Here is an 18,343-nt window from a genome sequence, read left to right on the forward strand (position 1 = left end):
TTTGGGCCAAGTCCCGCGCGGTCGCAAGGCAATCAATCCGCCCCGCGCACCGCGCTCAACCGCGCCGCTTCGGTGCAATTCCAGGCATGATCCGCCCGCCCGCAGGGTTCAGGGCGCCCCACGCAGGGTGAAGCTGGTGCCAATAAACACCGATGCCTTGCACTCACCTTTGATCGTATAGCCCGCCTGGGTGGTGCCATCACCGGTACAGCCGAGACGCAGTCCCCCGCTCGCCTTGCCTTCCTTGTCGGCCAGCAGATACAATGGCGCATCGAAGCCGATCTGGTTCAGATCCGTGGCATAGCTGACCTTCATTTCCATCCCCATCTCGGGAAGGAACAGGACGGGCTGAATCTTCCCGGCAATGCGCCCACCGACCACCCATCCCTCGCTCTCATACGGGCGCGCAATCTGCTGTGCCGCGCAAAGCGCGCCGTTCGCGGTCGAGGGTGGACACAGCACTGCGTCCTTGGTGCCCTTCGGCTGGTCGACGATGCGGCGATAGGTCAGCGATCCCCCGAAGCCCAAATCGCCTTCGACACCCCCCGCGTACAGCTTCACCGAATAGCGCGCGCGGTCTAACTCGCGAAAGTTGGCCTGGATGAGATCGCCATTGTTGTCGAACGGCGATCCGGTCAGCAGCGTGTCCCCGGTCAACCCGGGGTCTTTAAGCGGCAGATATTTGAGCTGGTACGGAACGATCCGTCCCTCGACGCCCAGGAACCGTTCGGTCGTGGGCTTCTTGCCCCAGAGATGGTCGGAAACCATCGCCCAATAGCCGTTGGCGCGCGGCGTATCCTTCGCCATCCAGCTGTTCAGATTGGCGTCGCGACAGTTCGGCAGGTCGCCGTCCGGGCTTTCCGTCAGCCCGTCGCTGCTCGCATCCCGCGCCTTTGCCGCCGCTTCGCAGTCCTGCCTCGCCTTGGTCAGCATCGCGGCGACTTTGGTATTCAGATCGGCGACTTTTGTCTCGCCACCCCAGCGCCACTCAACGCCCAACAGTCCACCGACGCGCTTGAACGCCTCGACCTCGGTCAGGTCGGCAAAGGCTGCGGTGGTGCCGCCGCTCTTGTCCACCGGGACCAACAGCCCTCCACGAAACTGCCAGCGCGTGAAACTATAGGACTCCGGCCCATCGCCCCACGGCACGCGCTTGTTCAGCGAATAGCTGCCGACGACCTCAGCGACGTCATTCGCCGAACCGATCGACAAATTCGCATTGAGGCCGGCTGCCGAATATTTGCCGTCGGCTGCTATCGCATAGTCGCGCAACTTCTGCAGCTTCAGGCATTTCTGGGCATAAATGTTTGGACGGCGGACGATCCCCGCCGCGGTCCGTTGCGCCGCATCGCATTCGCCCGAGGCGGCTTGCGGGGCAGGGACAGGTCCGGCCTGCGCTGGCATCGGCTGAACCGGTGCAGTGGCATGAACGGGACTGGCGACCGGCGCAGCGATTGCGCGATCAACGGGTGGCACACCCGCCGCCACCGGACCGGGTGCACCCCCGCCGCGCGCCAACGCAATCGCCTTTCGGCGCTCCGCCTCCGCCTCGGCCACCGCAATCTCGTACTTGCGCTGCGCCTCGGCCTTAGCGACCGCAATCTCGTAATTGCGCTGCGCCTCCGCCTCCGCCGCGGCAATAGGCGAAGCGATCTGCGCTTGCGCCGTCCCGGCCATCCCCGACAAAGTCAGAGCAATAGAAGCAAACGAAGTCCCGAAAGCATGTGATTGCCGCATGATTTGCCCCCCGCCAAATCTCTACATGCCGAGTATCTCACACATCAGAAATTTGTCTAGGATTTTAGATCGCGCGCAAGTTGATCGGGGTGCAAGTTCGCCCTGCACCCCGCCAAATCGATTCTAAACCTGGGGAACCGTTACGCCGGGCCGTGCCCCGCCATCACGGCGCCAGCTAGCCCAGCCGCCCCAGCGCAGCCCCCAACCGCGCCGCTTCGGCCGACTTCTCGGCATGGTCCGTCCGCGCCTTCTCCACCGCTTCCGGCTTCGCCTTTTCGGCAAAGGCGGGATTGGACAGGCGGTTGTTCAGGCTGTCGCGCTCCTTCTCCGCCGCCGCGATCGCCTTGGTCAGGCGCGCGCGTTCGGCGTCGAGGTCGATCACGCCTTCGAGCGGAAGGACATAGGTCGCCTCATCGACCACGATCTGCAGCGCACCGCCCGCCGGGGCTTCCCCCTCGGCACGGTCGACGCGGGCCAGACGGCTCAGCGCCGCATTCTGACGCCCGAGCCGCTCCAGCGTGTCGGCATGCGCGTCGCGGACGTGCAGCGCCAGCCGCGCGCCCGGCGGCACGTTCAGTTCGGTCCGCGCCGCGCGCAACTCGCTCACCAGCCGGATCAGCCAGTCAATCTCCTGCGCCGCCTCTGGATCAAGCGCGCGGGCATCCGCCATCGGCCACTTCGCGGTGATGATCGGATAATCGGGCCGGTCGCCCATTTTCGACCACAGCTCTTCGGTGATGAACGGCATGAACGGGTGGAGCATGACGAGGATCTGGTCGAGCACCCAACCCGCGACCTGACGCGTTTCCTCAGCACCTTCCGCGCCTTCGGTCTGCAGCACCGGCTTGATCAGCTCCAGATACCAGTCGCAGAAGCGGCTCCAGGTAAACTGATAGATCGTGTTGGCCGCACCGTCGAAACGATGGTCGGCAAAGGCGATGTCCATCGCCTGCACCGTGGAAATTGTCTCCGCGACAATCCACTTGTTCACGGCAAGCGTGGCGCGAGGAGCGTCGACATGTTCGCTTGCGCGAATCCCGTTCGACTGCGCAAATCGCGCCGCGTTCCACAGCTTGGTCGCGAAATTGCGATACCCCTCGACCCGCTTTTCATCCATCTTCACGTCGCGGCCCTGGCTCTCCATTGCCGCCATGAAGAAGCGCAACGCGTCGGCACCGTACTGGTCGATCAGGCCGAGTGGATCGACGACATTGCCCTTGGACTTGGACATCTTCGCGCCATCGGCGGCGCGAACAAGTCCGTGCAGATACAAGGTCTTGAACGGCACTTCTTTCATGAAGTGCAAACCCTGCATCATCATCCGCGCATCCCAGAAGAACAGGATGTCGAAGCCCGAAATCAGCACGTCGTTGGGATAGCGCCCGCCGAGCGTAGGGTCGCTGTCGTCGGGCCAGCCCAGCGTGGCGAACGGCCAGAGCGCGGAGGAGAACCAGGTGTCGAGGACGTCCTCATCCTGCTTGAGCGCAACGCCCTCACCTGCCTGCGCCTGCGCTTCGGCTTCGTTTTCAGCCACATAGATGCTGCCATCTTCAGCAAACCATGCCGGAATCCGATGCCCCCACCACAGCTGGCGGCTCACGCACCACGGCTGGATATTCTCCATCCAGTTGAAATAGGTCTTTTCCCAGCTCTTCGGCACGACCTTGGTCGCACCCGATCGCACCGCCTCGATCGCGGGCTTCGCCAGAGTGGCGGCGTCGACATACCATTGGTCGGTCAGCCACGGTTCGATCACCACGCCCGAGCGGTCGCCGAACGGCGTCTGGATCTTGCGCGGCTCGGCGTCGTGTTCGGTGCCGTCCTTGTCGGTCCACGGGACGAGGAAGCCCTCCTCCTTCAGCCGCGCCACCACCTTCTCACGCGCGTCGAAGCGGTCGAGACCGATCAGCTCCGCCGGGATCAGCCCGTCCGAGGTCTGGCAAATCATCGCCTTGGCATCGAGCATGTTGAGCATGTCGCGCGCCTCGATCCCGGCGCGGCGGCCGACCTCGAAGTCGTTGAAATCATGCCCCGGCGTGATCTTGACCGCGCCCGAACCCAGCTCGGGATCGGCATGTTCGTCGGCGACGATCGGGATCAGGCGACCGGTGATCGGCAGCCGTACCTGCTTGCCGACCAAAGCGGCGTAGCGCTCGTCGGTCGGATGCACCGCGACCGCCATATCGGCCAGCATCGTCTCCGGCCGCGTCGTCGCGACATGGATGAAGCCGCTGCCATCGGCCAGCGGATAGCGCAGGTGCCAGAACTTGCCGTTCACCTCGCGGGTCTCGACCTCAAGGTCGCTGATCGCAGTGCCAAGGCCCGGGTCCCAGTTCACCAGCCGCTTGTCACGGTAGAGCAGCCCCTGCTTGTGCAGCTCCACAAACACCTTGAGCACGGCCTTCGAAAAGCCCTCGTCCATCGTGAAGCGTTCGTCGGACCAGTCCATCGAACAGCCAAGACGACGCAGCTGGCCGGTGATCGCGCCGCCGCTCTCCGCCTTCCACTCCCACACCTTCGCGATGAACTCCTCGCGGGTGAAGTCGGTGCGCTTCTGCTGGCGCGCGTTGAGCTGCCGCTCGACCACCATCTGCGTCGCGATGCCGGCATGGTCCATGCCAACCACCCAGCGCGCGTCCATGCCCTTTAGCCGCGCATGGCGGACCAGAATGTCCTGCAGCGTATTATCGAGCGCATGGCCGATGTGCAGCGAACCCGTCACGTTCGGCGGCGGGTTGACGATGGTCCAGGGCTGCGCGCCCGGACGCTCAGGCCGGAACAGCCCGTTGCTTTCCCAATGCGCGTACCAGCGCTGCTCGATCTCGGCGGGGTCGAAGGTCTTTGGAAGTTCGCTCATGCCCCGCCCTCTAACGGGCGACACACGTTAGGCAAGTCAGTCCCGCCCGGCAGCGATCCGCGAAATCTCGCGCTGAACCATTTCCTCGACCATGCGCGGCAGATTGGCGTCGAGCCAGTCGCGCAGCATCGGGCGGATCATCTCGCGCACCATGCCTTCCAGCGAGGTTTCGCCGACCGGCAGCGCGGCCGGAGCAGCCTCAGGCTTCACCACCATGCGCGAAAGCGCCTCGAGCGGGCCACGGGTTGCCTCGGCAGTAGTTTGCGACAGGATCGAATCGGCAGGGGCCGGCTGCGGCACGGCTTCTGGAGCTACGTCGCGCAGGTCGACCCGCGGGGTTTCACGCTGGATCGGCTGCGGCGCGCGACGCGGCTCGGGCCGGATCGCCTCGCTGGGCGCAGGTTCGTTCAGCTCAAGAATCTCGTCGTCATCGGAGGAAGCCGCAGCGGGCGCAGCCGCACGCGCCGGACGACGCGGACGATTTGCGGCCGCAGCATCGCCCTCTTCGGCGATGATGCGTTTGATAGAGGAGAGAATATCCTCCATCGACGGCTCGTTGCTCACGTCCCCCATAGTCGTTCCTTAACCAGGAATCGCAGACGCCGCCACCTGTGAGATTTACAGTGGTTCTGTCAACAGTTCAGCGTGGCTGCGGATCGACCGGGCCGACGACATTGGGGGTCTGCGCCGGCGTGTTGACCGTTCGCGTCGCTTCGGCTTCGGGGGCCGGATTGTCGCGCCAGTCGGACAGGCTGCCCCGCACGCGATCGTAATTCGCGACCGGATCATAGAGCGGACCACCGTCAAGCCCCAGATCCGACGCCTCCGCACGCCCCATCGCCGCCAGCACCGCAAAGCCCGCGACATAGGCGTCGCGCTCGGCCGTCACGAGCTGAACCTGGCTGTTGAGCAGTTCCTGCTCGGCGTTGAGGATGTCGAGGATGGTGCGCGTGCCGACGCTGTTCTCGGCCCGGACGCCCTCGAGGCTCAGCTGGTTGGCCTGCACCGCGACGCGGCTGCTCTCGATCACGCGCAGCGCCGACTGATAGACCGCATAGGCCGAACGCGCCTGCGCGATCACGCCGCGCTCGGTCGCGGTGACCTGCTCGATCGATGCCGATTCGCGCGCCTGCGCCTGGCGGACCTGTGCCGCAGGGCGACCGCCCTGGAACAGCGGCACGCTCAGGCTGACGCCCGCCGAGGTCGCAAATCCGTCATTCTGAAGACCGGCATTGCGGCCGGGCCCGGGGACCGATCCGAAGCGGTTGTAATAATCGCCCCCCACGCCGACGCTCACCGTCGGCAGGCGAGCAGCGCGCGCGACGCGAACGTCAAAGCCGCTCGCTTCACGCGCCTTGCGCGCGCCTTCGAGCGCGGGATTGTCGGCCAGCGCGACCTCGACCGCCTGATCCGGATTGGCGGGCAGGCCCGGCAGCGCCGGCGGCTGAGCAAGCGCGCCCGGCGCGCTGCCGACGATGCGGATATAGTTTTCGCGGCTCGAAATCAGCCGGGCTTCGGCACCCTGCAACTGGCTCTGGGCGAGCGCGAGCCGCGCTTCGGACTGGGCGACGTCGGTGCGGGTCAGGTCACCGACCTCGAACCGGTCGCGCGTCGCCTGAAGATTGACGTCGAGCGCGCGGACATTCTGCTGGTTGAGCCGCACCGTCGCCTCGTCGCGGATCACGTCCATGTAGACGGCGACAACATCGGTGAAGAGCGCAGATTCGACGCTGCGCAGCCCGGCGCGGCCCGCTTCGACGCGGGTTTCGGCAGCGCGCACCGAATTGCGGACCGAGCCGCCCGAGAAGACCGGGACGCTCAGGTCAAGGCCGAGCGATCCTTGACGCGGGACCGATGTCACGTTCGAATCGGTGTTCGACAGGCTTTCGTTATACGCGCCCGTGGACGACACGCCGGGCAGACCGCGCGAGCGCGCGATCGGCACATTCTCATCGGTCGCGCGCAAATTGGCGCGCTCGGCGGTCAGGTCCGGGTTGGTGCGATACGCCTTGACCATCGCCTCGCGCAGCGTCTCGTTCGGCTGCGCGGCAGGCGCCTGCGCCGCCGGTGGCGTGGTTTGCGCCAGCGCGGGAAGCGTCAGGCCAGCAGCACTCACGCCGGCAAGGATCAGGCTCAGTCGCATCACGTTCGCTTTCCTCAGAACTGGAAGCCGCGCGGCTTTGCGAAGCCGGGCAAGGGGGCAATTTCACTATCGACGATGCTGGCGAGGCCGACGCCTGAGCCGGTGCGGACGCCCGACGCAATGCGGGTGACGCCGCGGTCGATCAGGCCGGTCACGACGCGGCCGCCATCGCGCAGCTGGGCCGCGAGCACGTCCGGGATTTCCTCGACCGCGCCATCGATCAGCATCAGGTCATACGGCGAACCCTCGGGAGCACCTGCGCTGAGCGGACCCTCGACCAGTGTCACGCGATCGCCAAGCGCAGTGCGGGCGAGCGCGGCGAGGTCCGCATCCTGCTCGACCATCGTCACGCTGACACCAAGCTGCGCCGCGATCGCAGCCGCGTACCCGCCAGCCGCGCCGATCACGAGAATCTTCTCCCCCGCCGCGATCCGCGCTTCGGTCAGCAGCAGGCCGGTGGCGAGTGGCGGATTCTGCATCCGGCCATTGCCGAGCGGCAGCGAGCGGTCACGATAGGCGAATGTCCGCTGCGATTCGGGCAGGAAATCCTCGCGCGCAACCTCTGCCATCGCGGCGACGACACGGGAATCGCTCACGCCGCTCGTGCGCAGCTGGCTCGCCACCATCGCAGCGCGGGCGGCCTGATGGCCCAGGGGTTCGGTGGTCGTCGTCATCATCGCTCCAGCCTGTTCGCACAACTGTTATAGTCATGCAATACACTTGTTTGCTCGCGCGCTTGTATCGCGTGCCGCGCTCCGCGCCAAGCAAGGTCCGCCGCAAAATTCGCAACAGCGGTTGACATGGCCGCGTCCCCCGCGCAAATCGCGCCCTCCCTGTCGAGGCCCGATGGCGGAGTGGTTACGCAGAGGACTGCAAATCCTTGCACGCCGGTTCGATTCCGGCTCGGGCCTCCATCACGGCCAGACGCGCGCCGTGAAGCGGCCCACAGATCGCCACGCTCGCGCCACGGCGGACGGTTCACGTCTTCGACTGGACCGGCACTCCCGGACTGGCCGGTCTCCGCAGCGTTCGCATGACAGGCACGTACATCACACCGGCACGGGCGTGCCTTCAACGATGCGCGGATCAACCGCGAAATCGCGCGCAATTTCGCGGGCGGTCATTTTCGCCGACATCATGACCGACGGGGTTCCGCCGCCGGGCTGGGTCCCCTGGCCCACAAGATACAGGTTCGTGATGTCCTCGCTGCGATTGTGCGGCCTAAAGAAGGCAGTTTGCGTCAGGCGCGGTTCGACACCGAACCCGTTGCCGGCATAGGCGCCGAGAACCTGCTCAAAATAGTTGGGCGTTACATAGCTGCGATAGACCAGCCGTTCTGCCAGGTTCGGAATGTAACCGCGCGCTTCCAGAAAGTGCATGACCTTGTCGGCAAAACCCTCGCCGACCGAATCCCAGTCGATGTCGCCCAGCGTGTTGGGCACGGGGATCAGCGTGTAGGCGGCGTGGTGGCCGGCCGGTGCGAGGCTAGGATCGGTAAGCGTTGGAATATGCAGATACTGCGAGAAATCTTCAGCGAGGATCTTGCGCTCGAAAATGTCGGTCAACAGTTCCTCATAGCGGGGCCCGAGAATGATATTATGGTGGCGCAAATCGGGGTCGCCATCGCGAATGGCGTAACCGAAATAGATCACCATCAGCGACATGCTTTGCTTGCGGAACCTGACCACCGCATCGCGATTGATTCGCCGATATGCTTTGTCGATCAACTTCAGATAGGTCGTGGCATAATCCGCATTGGAGATCACCAGATCAGCCGCCAGCCGTTCGCCAGACGCCAGCGTCACGCCGGTCGCAACGCGCTTGCGTCCCTGTTTTTCAATATCGATCCGGGCGACTTCGGCACCAAGCCGGACCGTCCCGCCCAGTTCCTCGAACTTGCGGACCAGTGCGTTCACCAAGGCCCCGGTCCCGCCCATCGCGAAATGCACCCCCCAAGTCTTTTCCACGAAGTGGATCATCGCATAGATCGCCGGAACCTTGAGCGGATTGCCGCCGATCAGCAGCGGTTCGAAGCTGAACACCTGCCGCATCTTGTCGCTTTTGAAATATTTGCTCACGAGCGAAAACAGCGGCTGCACCGCGCCGAGCTTCAACAGATCGGGCACGACGCCCAGCATCGACCCGAGGCTGCCGAAATAGGTGTAGCCTAACTCGAGAAAGCCACGTTTGAAAATCGCCCGCGCGGCCTCGTGAAAGCGCTCATAGCCTTCGAGATCCTCGGGCGCGAGGCGCGCAATCTGTGCGCGGACGTTCACCGGATCGGCGTCATAGTCAAAGAAGCTGCCGTCGTCGAAATAGATGCGGTAGAATGGCAAGACGGGCACGATATCCAGATATCGGCTGGTGTTGGGGCCACCACTGATACCGGATGTGACTCGCTGACGCTCGTCCAGCACATCTTCGGGGAAGTCGGGCGCGTTCAGCATCGCCCTGTTCCGCTCGAGCGAAAATAGCTCTTCGATGAAGTGCGGCACCGTCAGCACCGTCGGCCCCATGTCAAAGGTGAAGCCTTCCGCGCGGCGAACATAGGCACGCCCGCCGACATCATCGAGTTGCTCGACGATCTGTGTGTCAAATCCAAGGCTTTGCAGCCGGATCGCGCAGGCAATCCCGCCGATACCCGAGCCGATGACGATCGCAGTACGTGAAGTCATGAAAATAGCGTCTTTTCTGCAGGGAGCGGCGCGGATGCACTACCGGGTGCAAGACGCGCAGCCGAGATGGACCTTGTGCCATCTGGCTATTTCACGGCACTAAAACGACCCCGCACCCTCATTATCGGTCAGCGCGCGCCACGCCGCGTTTCAGGCGAGCTCCTTGAGCAGTACGCCGGTATCGGCGAGCGCCGCCGGGTCGGGCGAGAGCCGCTCCACCACGAGCTTGCGGCCCTGCACAAAGTCCTTGGTCGCGTTGACGCAATCGAGCGCGATCACCCGGCCCTCTTTCAGATACACGACCGAAAAGCTGCGATTGGCCGGATCGCCACGCAGGATCGCGGCGTCGTGCCCGGTCGACAGCCCGACGGTCTGGAGCTTCAAATCATATTGGTTCGACCAGAACCATGGCACCGCATCATAGGCCAATTCCTGCCCCATGATCGTCTTGGCCACCAGTGTCGCCTGATCATTGGCGTTCTGCACCGATTCGAGCCGGATCGGCATGTCGTCGGCGAAACGGTTGGCATGCAGCGCGCAGTCGCCAATCGCGAAGATGTCGGGCAGCGAAGTGCGGCACTGATGGTCCACCGCAACGCCATTGCCGCCCTCTGCCCCCGCCGCCATCAGCGGTTCGACTGCGGGGACGATGCCGATGCCGACGATCACCATCTGCGCCGGGATCACCGCGCCGTCCTTCATGCGGACCCCGCTGACCCGGCCCTCGCCCTCGATACATTCGACCGCCGCACCCAGCCGCACAGCGACACCATGCGCGCGATGCTCTGCCTCGTAGAAGCGCGACAGCGGTTCCCCCGCGACCCGCGCCAGCACCCGGTCGAGCGCTTCGAGCAGCACGACCTTCTTGCCGAACTTGGAGAGCACCGCCGCCGCCTCCAGCCCGATATAGCCGCCGCCGATCACCACCGCCTGTTCGACGCCGTCCAGCTCGGCGAGCATCCGGTCGGCATCGGCGCGGGTGCGGACGGTATGCACGCCGATCAGATCATTGCCCGCGCACCCGATGCGGCGGGGGCTGCCCCCGGTCGCCCAGATCAGCTGACCATAGCCGATCGTCGCGCCATCGGCAGTAGTCAGGCTGTGCGCGACCGGATCGACCCCAACCACGCGCCGGTTCAGCAGCATCTCGACGTTACGTTCGGCCCAGAAGGCGGCGGGGCGGATCAGGATGCGCTCGAACACCTTCTCGCCGGAGAAATACTCCTTCGACAGCGGCGGGCGTTCATAGGGCAGCTCGGGTTCGTCGCCGATCATCGCGATCGTCCCCTCGAACTTGGCCTGGCGCAGCGCGATCGCCGCCTGTGCCCCGCCATGCCCCGCGCCCACGATCACGATATCGAAGTGCATCTTCCGCTCCCGTATTTTGCAGTGCGGCTAGCAGCGGCAGCGGCGATGGCCAACACAAAGCAGTTGAGGGGCCGCGAAGCCGGACTTGCGCGCTGCCACAGCGCCGGGCCATTGAGCGACCTTCGAACAGCCACGCAGCCGGGATCCCGATGGAGCGCAGAAACGACATTGACGGGCTGCGCGCCGTGGCTGTGCTGGGCGTGGTGCTGCACCATGCCGGGCTCGCCGCGCTGCCCGGCGGGTTCGTCGGGGTCGATGTCTTCTTCGTGATCAGCGGCTTCCTGATCTCCCGGATCATCACCGATGGCGTGGCGGACGGCAGCTTCACGCTCGCGCATTTCTATGAGCGCCGCGCACGCCGCATCCTGCCCGCGCTGGTCCCGGTCGTCGCGCTGTCGCTGATCGCCGGCTATTGGCTGCTGCTCCCCGACGATTACGAAAATCTCGGCCAGAGCGCGGTCGCGACCTTGTTCTTCGCCAACAATGTGCTGCTGACGCTGACCAGCGGCTATTGGGATCTCGCCGCGACCTTCAAACCGCTGCTCCACACCTGGAGCCTCGGGGTAGAGGAGCAATTCTACATCGCCTACCCACTGCTCGCGCTGCTGGTCCTGCGGCGGCGGCCAGCGCTGTTCGCACCGATGCTGGCGGGCGGGATCGTGATTAGCTTCCTGCTCAGCGTCACATTGTCCGCGCGCTATCCGGATGCGTCCTTCTACCTCATCCACACGCGTGCATGGGAATTGCTCCTAGGCGCACTGACGGCATGGTGCACGCCCCGCACGCCCCAGCCCGAGCGGGTGGCACGCATGCTCGCGCTAACCGGGTTAGCGATGATCGTCGGCGCGATGCTGTTGATCGACGAAACCGCGCCCTATCCCGGCTGGCGCGCGCTGCTGCCCTGCGTCGGGACCGCACTGATCCTTCGCCACGGCTCCGCTGGCGGGCTGGCACAGCGCGCGCTCGGCTGGGGACCGCTCGTGCTGGTCGGGCTTGCCAGCTACAGCATCTATCTGTGGCATCAGCCGCTGTTCGCATTCGCGCGGGCGGCGAGCGTGACCCCGCCGAGCCCCGCGCTGATGGCGGCCCTGACCCTCGCCACACTGATCATCGGCTACGCAAGCTGGCGCTGGATCGAACAGCCGTTTCGCAATTCGGGAAGATGGCCGCTGCGCCCCTTCCTCACGCTCGGCATCACCGCGACCGCGCTGACCGGTGCCGCCGGCCTCGCTTTGTCGATCACGTCAGGACTACCGCATCGCGCGCATGGCATGGGCCTCGATGCGGGCGACTACGCCGCATACAATAACTCGGCCTTCCGCTTTCAGAAGGACCGGTTCGACGATCCGGCGCGACCCAATCTGCTCGTCGTCGGCAACAGCATGGCGCGCGACATGGTCAACATGCTGGTCGAGAGCAACCGCTTCGACGAATATGAAATCGCCTATCGCACCGACGCCCATCTCTGCACGCTGCACCGGACGACCGGCGCCGCCCTCCAGTTGATCGCGGATGCGGAGGTGGTCCTGTTCGTCGCATCGACCTCCGCGCCAGTCCGCTGCAAGACTTCCGCCGCCGATCGCGACGCGGTCCTCGCGGGCAAGGCCTGGCTGCTGATCGGCCCCAAGCATTTCGGCTACAACCTCAATGCCTCGCTGCGCGTGCCCGCATCGCAGCGGCCCAGCGTCCGCGCCGCGCTGCTGCCCGAAACCGTCGCGGCAAACGCCGGCTATGCCGCGCTGGTCCCGCCGGACCATTATGTCGACCTGCTCGGGATCATGCAGCGGCGGCATGGCGGCCTTCCGATATTCGACGCGCAGGGGCGTATCCTGTCCGCCGACCGCATACACCTGACCCAGGCGGGCGCGCAGTTCTTCGCGCAGGAGATCCTGGACGATCCTGTCTGGCAGCCGATCCTTGCGCGTTAAGCCATGGCCATCAGGCTGGCATTGCCGCCAGCCGCGGTGGTGTTGATCGAGGTCGAAACCTCCTCCACCAGCCAGTCGAGCCGCGGCGTCCCCGCCTGTGCCAGCAGAATCGGCCCGGGCAGTCCGGCGATCTCGCCCAGCGCCGCCAGCCGCGTCGAAGCGTCGCCTTCGATCAGCGCACCGCTATAGGGCCCAGCCGCGCGCCAGTCCGCCACCCAGTCGATCCGCTGCAGGACACGCTCCGGCGCTCCGCTCAGCTCCGCGCGCAACGCCGCATTGCCGATCACCGCGCGGTTGCCCGTCGCCAGTACCGCGCACAGCTGAGCGATCAGACCCTCACGCGTCTGCGCCAGCAGCAGCACCCGCCCGCGCGGGTGGATGGTGTACAGGTTGGTCTCCCCCACCGGCCCCGGCAACTCGACCTGCGCGCCAAGCAGCGACGCCTCACCCGCATCGCGCGCCGCTGCTCCGTCCTCGCCCAGCCATAGCGCAAAGTCGCGCAACGCCGGATCGGACGCGGAAGACGCCAGGTCCGCCGGCACCGTCGCCGCCTTGACCAGCCGGCCCAGATACAGCGGCCCGCCTGCCTTCGGCCCGGTGCCCGAAAGCCCGCGCCCGCCGAACGGCTGCACCCCGACCACCGCACCGATGATGTTGCGGTTGATGTAGAGATTACCCGCCTCGACCCGCTGGGTGACATGCTCGACCGTCTCATCCAGCCGCGTGTGCAGGCCAAAGGTCAGGCCATAGCCGGTGGCGTTGATCGCATCGATCACCCGGTCGAGATCGCGGCGCTGGTAGCGCATGACGTGCAGCACCGGGCCGAACACCTCGCGCTGTACGTCGGCGATCGCGTCGATCTCGATGATCGTCGGGGGGACGAACGTCCCCTGCCCCGTCTCACCCGCGAGTTCGATCTGCTCGACCCGGCGGCCCAGCCGGCGCATCTTCTCGATATGGCTGTTGATGTTGATCTGCGCCTCGGCACTGATCACCGGACCGATATCGGTCGAGAGTCGGTCGGTGCGGCCAATCGACAGCTCGTGCAATGCCCCGCGCAGCATCGTCAGGATGCGGTCCGCCACATCCTCCTGCAGGCACAGCACGCGCAGCGCTGAACACCGCTGCCCCGCGCTGTCGAACGCCGAGGCGATGACATCCGCGACCACCTGTTCGGCCAGCGCCGAGCTGTCGACGATCATCGCATTCTGCCCGCCGGTTTCGGCAATGAACGGGATGGGAGTGTCGTCGCTGGCAAGGCGCGTGGCAAGCTGCCGCTGGATGATCCGCGCGACCTCGGTCGACCCGGTGAACATCACCCCCTGCGTTCCCGCTGCGCCGACCAGCGCCGCGCCGATCTGGCCATCGCCGGGAACCAGCTGAACGACATCGGCCGGAATCCCCGCCGCGTGGAGCAGTGCGATGCCCTGCGCGGCAATCAGCGGGGTTTCCTCGGCAGGTTTCGCGAGGACCGGGTTGCCCGTCACCAGCGCCGCCGCAACCTGCCCGATGAAGATCGCGAGCGGGAAATTCCACGGGCTGATGCACGTCACCGGCCCCAGCGGCATGTGCGCGGCACCCAGCGTCGCGCGCGCCTGCTGCGCATAATAGCGCAGGAAATCCAAGGCCTCGCGCACCTCGGCAATTGCGTTGGGCGCGGACTTGCCCGCCTCACGCATGATCAGCCCCATCAACAGCTGCATCCGCGAGTCCATCAGGTCGGCCGCACGGTCGAGGCAGGCGGCGCGCTCGGCCACCGGTACGGCAGCCCAATCCGCTGCGACAGCCTGAGCGGTTTCCACCGCCTGCGCCGCAGCCGCTTCGCTCATCTCGACCACCGTCCCGACGATGTCGAGCGCATCGGCGGGGTTGGCGACGGGGCGTGACTTGCCCTCACCGCTGGCAGGCTGTGCCAACCAGCCAATCTCCGCGCTCTCCCGCAGCGCAGCGCCAAGCGCGGCCAGCGCGGTCTCGTCCGACAGGTCGATGCCCGCCGAATTGACGCGCGCGCCATACAGTTCGCGGGGCAGCGCGATGATCGGGTGCTTGCTTCCCGGCGCATCCATCGCGGTCACCATTTCGACCGGATCGGTCACCAGCTCGGCGATCGACACTTCCGGATTGGCGATGCGGTTGACGAAGCTCGAATTCGCGCCGTTCTCGAGCAGGCGCCGAACGAGATAAGCGAGCAACGTCTCGTGCGTCCCAACCGGCGCATAGATGCGGCACGGGCGGTCCAGCTTGTCGCTTCCGACCACCTCGTCATACAGCGGCTCGCCCATGCCGTGCAGGCACTGGAACTCATAATCCCCGATCGCGAAGTCCGGCCCGGCAAGCTGGTAGATCGTCGCCAGCGACTGCGCATTATGCGTCGCGAATTGCGGGAAGACATGCGCCTTCGCCGCGAGCAGCTTCTTCGCGCAGGCGATGTACGCGACATCCGTATGCACCTTGCGCGTATAGACCGGGAAGTCGGCCAGCCCATCGACCTGAGCCCGCTTGATCTCCGCGTCCCAGTACGCGCCCTTGACCAGCCGCACCATGATCCGCCGCCCCGCGCGCTGCGCGAGATCGATGATCCAGTCGATCACGAACGGGCAGCGCTTGCCATAGGCCTGCACCACGAACCCCAACCCGTCCCAGCCGGCCAGATCGGGATCGAGCGCCAGGCTTTCGAGCAGGTCGAGCGACAGTTCGAGCCGGTCGGCCTCCTCGGCATCGATATTGAACCCGATGTCATGCGACCTGGCCAGCACCGCCAGCGCCTTCACCCGCGGCAGCAACTCCGCCATCACCCGCCCGGCCTGCGCACGGGCATAGCGCGGGTGCAGCGCCGACAGCTTGATCGAGATCCCCGGCCCGCCGACGACACCGCGTCCCGCCGACGCCGCACCGATCGCGTTCACCGCAGTTTCGTAATCGCGAAAATAGCGATCGGCATCGGCCATCGTCGTCGCCGCTTCGCCCAGCATGTCATAGCTGTACTGGAAGCCGCGCGCCTCCAGCGGCCGCGCGCGCTTCAGCGCCTCGGCGATCGTCTCGCCGGTCACGAACTGCTCGCCCATCATCCGCATCGCCATATCGACGCCGCGCCGGATCACCGGCTCACCCGCGCGCGCGATCAGGCGCGTCAGCGCGGCGGCGAGTCCGGCATCATTGACGCTGCCGGTCAGCTTGCCGGTAACCACCAGCCCCCAGGTTGCGGCATTGACGAACAGTGACCGCCCGTCGCCGATATGGCTCTTCCAATCGCCGTCCGAAATCTTGTCGCGGATCAGCGCGTCGCGGGTCGCCGCATCAGGGATGCGCAGCAGTGCTTCGGCCAGGCACATCAGCGCCACGCCCTCCTGACTCGACAACGCATATTCCTGCACCAGCCCCTCGACCCCGGTGCCCTTATGCTTGGCGCGCAGCGCGGCGATCAGGCCAGTCACGGTCGCCTTCGCCGCTTCCCGCACGTCGCCCGGCAGCGTCGCTGCTTCGATCAGCGGGGCGAGGCATTCAGGCTCCGGCCGGCGATAGGCGGCGGTGATCGCCGCGCGCAGCGGGGTGGCAGGGCGGACGGGCGGAGCGAAGTCTGCGAAGGGCTGGGTCATCCCACTATCCTATCAAAGAGCGGCAAGGCAGATGGACTTTTGAGACGCGCTATGCTTGGCATTTCGCCTTCATTTTGACGGATTGGCAGACGAAATGCGCGCCCACACCCTCGAACATAGCGATCTCGACCCGTTCGACCGCAAGATCGTCGAAATCCTCCGCGTCGATGGCCGCATCTCGATCACCGACCTCGCCGCCCGCGTCGGCCTGTCGAAGACCCCGTGTCAGGTACGCGTCAAACGCCTGCTCGCCAGCGGCGTCATCCGCGGCTTCCGCGCCATCGTCGACCCCGCGCGCCTCGGCCTCGACCATATCGCCTTCACCGAGGTCAAGCTGTCCGACACGCGCGAGGATGCGCTGGAAGCGTTCCGACAGGCCGTCCTCAAAATCCCGGAGGTCGAGGAATGCCACATGATCGCCAGCAGCTTCGACTATCTGCTCAAGGTCCGCACCGCCGACATCCGCCGCTACCGCGAAGTGCTGGGCGAGCGCATCTCCAGCCTTCCCCATGTCGCGAGCACATCGACCTTTGTTGCGATGGAGACGATCCGGGACGCCGGGGGATAGCCCCGGTCAGGCGGCGATCGGGCCGGCGCCCGCACGCGCCGCGCCGTGCGCCGCCATCGCGCGCAGATCAAGTACCGGACACGCGGCCCCGCCGGTAACGATGGTGTTCCTTAGCAGGTCGAGTTCTTCGCCCGGCGGCTTGGCGCTCAGCGACTGCACCGGCAGCCGCTCGACCGAATCGAGCCGATCGACCAGGATCGCCGCCATGGCCCCGTGCTGCATGGTCAGGATCACGAACCTGCCCTCGCCCGCTCCGGTCAGGCCGAGTCGGTCGCGGATGTCGAGCAGCGGAACCGCCCCGCCACGGTGCGCGATCAGGCCAAGATTGCCGTCGCCCGCATCCGCCGTACGCACGAGCCGGTCGGGGGTGCGGATGATCTCCTCGACCTGTTCGAGCGGCGCCGCAAACACCCGATCCGACAGCACGAACTTCAGATAGGGTTTGCGCGCTCCGCCCTCGCCGATCGCCCCGGTGGTGTCGTGCGTCGTTTCAAGCTTGCCGACCTCGATGAGTCCGGGGTCTGCCTGCAGCGCCGCCGCGTCGAGGATCAGACTCTCGCCATCGCCCTTGTACAGCCCCCGAAAGAGCTTGCGGTTCATCCCCGTCATCGCCCCCATCGCGCCGATCGCCGCATCGTCGAGCCGGACCATGTCCTCCACCGCGTCGATGCGCAGCGCGACCGCTGCGCCGGTGTCGAGCCTGAGTATGATCGATCCCGCGCGGGCATCGCGCGGATAGGCGCCAACGCCCAACAGGCCGAGCGTGTCGAGCAGTGGCACCCGCGTTCCGACATGCCGCACGAACCCGTACCACAGCGACGCAGCGAGCGGGCCCGGCTCGACCGCGCTGTCGGGCACCGTCGCGACCACGGCGCGGGCGTCGATCCCCAGCTTCATTCCGCCCGCGCGGAACAGGATCGCGGGGTGGCCGCGCGTCACCGCCGCCCGTGCTTCACCGCGATCGGCGGCCACGGGGATCGATTGGCGCTGCGCCAGTGCGGCAGGGTCGAGGATCACGCCCTGCCGATCGCCATACGTGAAGCCGGCGACGATGACCTCCGGTTCGCCGTCGTCCGTACTCGACCTGCCGAACGGCGTGATCTGCGAAGCCTCGATCGGCCACACGCCATGGACCCGCTCGACCGTGATCCCGGCAATTCCACTGCCCATCCGGACAATAAGCACCTGCCCGGCCGCTCGCGCTTCCGCCAAGCCAAGCGTCTGTGCGGCGTCGAGCACCGGGACGATCGCGCCGCGCAACTGCATCGCGCCGATCACATCCGCCCGCGGCGATGGGAAGGGCAGCAGCGCCAGCGGTCGCGGCGTGACCTCGCGCACGAAATCGAGCGGAATGGCATGCAGCAGACCGCCGATTTCGACGATGCCATAGGCCCCTGCGGCCACCGCTGCGGGGCGTGACCGCGCGCGACCGCTGCCGCTCTGGCGCCCGGTCACGGGCCGGCCCCATCGC

11 protein-coding genes and 1 tRNA gene are annotated in these 18,343 nt (G+C 66.2%); 3 read left to right on the plus strand and 9 right to left on the minus strand.

Features of this window, described 5'->3' with window-relative positions:
* Window positions 1–108: 108 nt before the first annotated feature.
* The 5 genes from K9B35_RS02790 to K9B35_RS02810 all read right to left on the minus strand — a co-directional run bounded on the left by K9B35_RS02790 (window position 109) and on the right by K9B35_RS02810 (window position 7,414).
* Window positions 109–1,677: a hypothetical protein gene (locus K9B35_RS02790; protein WP_224920275.1), complete on the minus strand. Its 1,569-nt coding sequence runs from the start codon at window positions 1,675–1,677 to the stop codon at window positions 109–111.
* Between the two features lie 235 nt (window positions 1,678–1,912).
* On the minus strand, window positions 1,913–4,594 hold the full coding sequence (locus K9B35_RS02795; RefSeq protein ID WP_224920276.1) for a valine--tRNA ligase: 2,682 nt from the start codon (window positions 4,592–4,594) through the stop codon (window positions 1,913–1,915).
* Window positions 4,595–4,630: 36 nt separating this feature from the next.
* Window positions 4,631–5,167 carry a DUF2497 domain-containing protein gene (locus K9B35_RS02800; RefSeq protein ID WP_224920277.1) on the minus strand — a complete coding sequence of 179 codons (537 nt, stop codon included), beginning with the start codon at window positions 5,165–5,167 and terminating at the stop codon, window positions 4,631–4,633.
* Between the two features lie 67 nt (window positions 5,168–5,234).
* On the minus strand, window positions 5,235–6,737 hold the full coding sequence (locus K9B35_RS02805) for a TolC family outer membrane protein (protein WP_224920500.1): 1,503 nt from the start codon (window positions 6,735–6,737) through the stop codon (window positions 5,235–5,237).
* Window positions 6,738–6,751: 14 nt separating this feature from the next.
* Window positions 6,752–7,414 (minus strand): protein-L-isoaspartate O-methyltransferase family protein, encoded by a 663-nt coding sequence (locus K9B35_RS02810; RefSeq protein ID WP_224920278.1) that lies wholly within the window; start codon window positions 7,412–7,414, stop codon window positions 6,752–6,754.
* A gap of 163 nt (window positions 7,415–7,577) precedes the next feature.
* Between K9B35_RS02810 and K9B35_RS02815 the strand changes: the two genes are divergently transcribed.
* Window positions 7,578–7,651: transfer RNA gene (locus K9B35_RS02815), tRNA-Cys, on the plus strand.
* A 135-nt stretch (window positions 7,652–7,786) separates the two neighbouring features.
* Here K9B35_RS02815 and crtI read toward each other — a convergent pair.
* Window positions 7,787–9,412, minus strand: coding sequence for a phytoene desaturase family protein (gene crtI, locus K9B35_RS02820; protein WP_224920279.1), 1,626 nt, complete (start codon window positions 9,410–9,412; stop codon window positions 7,787–7,789).
* Between the two features lie 150 nt (window positions 9,413–9,562).
* Window positions 9,563–10,780, minus strand: a complete 1,218-nt coding sequence (locus K9B35_RS02825; protein WP_224920280.1) for an NAD(P)/FAD-dependent oxidoreductase — start codon at window positions 10,778–10,780, stop codon at window positions 9,563–9,565.
* A 149-nt stretch (window positions 10,781–10,929) separates the two neighbouring features.
* Between K9B35_RS02825 and K9B35_RS02830 the strand changes: the two genes are divergently transcribed.
* Window positions 10,930–12,708 carry an acyltransferase family protein gene (locus K9B35_RS02830; protein ID WP_224920281.1) on the plus strand — a complete coding sequence of 593 codons (1,779 nt, stop codon included), beginning with the start codon at window positions 10,930–10,932 and terminating at the stop codon, window positions 12,706–12,708.
* Here K9B35_RS02830 and putA read toward each other — a convergent pair.
* Window positions 12,705–16,304 carry a trifunctional transcriptional regulator/proline dehydrogenase/L-glutamate gamma-semialdehyde dehydrogenase gene (gene putA / locus K9B35_RS02835; RefSeq protein WP_224920282.1) on the minus strand — a complete coding sequence of 1,200 codons (3,600 nt, stop codon included), beginning with the start codon at window positions 16,302–16,304 and terminating at the stop codon, window positions 12,705–12,707. The two genes, K9B35_RS02830 and putA, sit on opposite strands and share 4 nt — an antisense overlap.
* Window positions 16,305–16,398: 94 nt before the next feature.
* Here putA and K9B35_RS02840 point away from each other — a divergent pair, with 94 nt between their 5' ends.
* Window positions 16,399–16,872, plus strand: a complete 474-nt coding sequence (locus tag K9B35_RS02840) for an Lrp/AsnC family transcriptional regulator (RefSeq protein ID WP_224920283.1) — start codon at window positions 16,399–16,401, stop codon at window positions 16,870–16,872.
* Window positions 16,873–16,878: 6 nt separating this feature from the next.
* On the opposite strand, the gene K9B35_RS02845 is transcribed toward K9B35_RS02840, so the two are convergent.
* Window positions 16,879–18,327 (minus strand): chemotaxis protein CheW, encoded by a 1,449-nt coding sequence (locus K9B35_RS02845; protein WP_224920284.1) that lies wholly within the window; start codon window positions 18,325–18,327, stop codon window positions 16,879–16,881.
* Window positions 18,328–18,343 lie beyond the last annotated feature (16 nt).

Origin of the sequence: Sphingomonas sp. R647 (genome assembly GCF_020177055.1) — a bacterium.
Lineage (GTDB): Bacteria > Pseudomonadota > Alphaproteobacteria > Sphingomonadales > Sphingomonadaceae > Sphingomonas.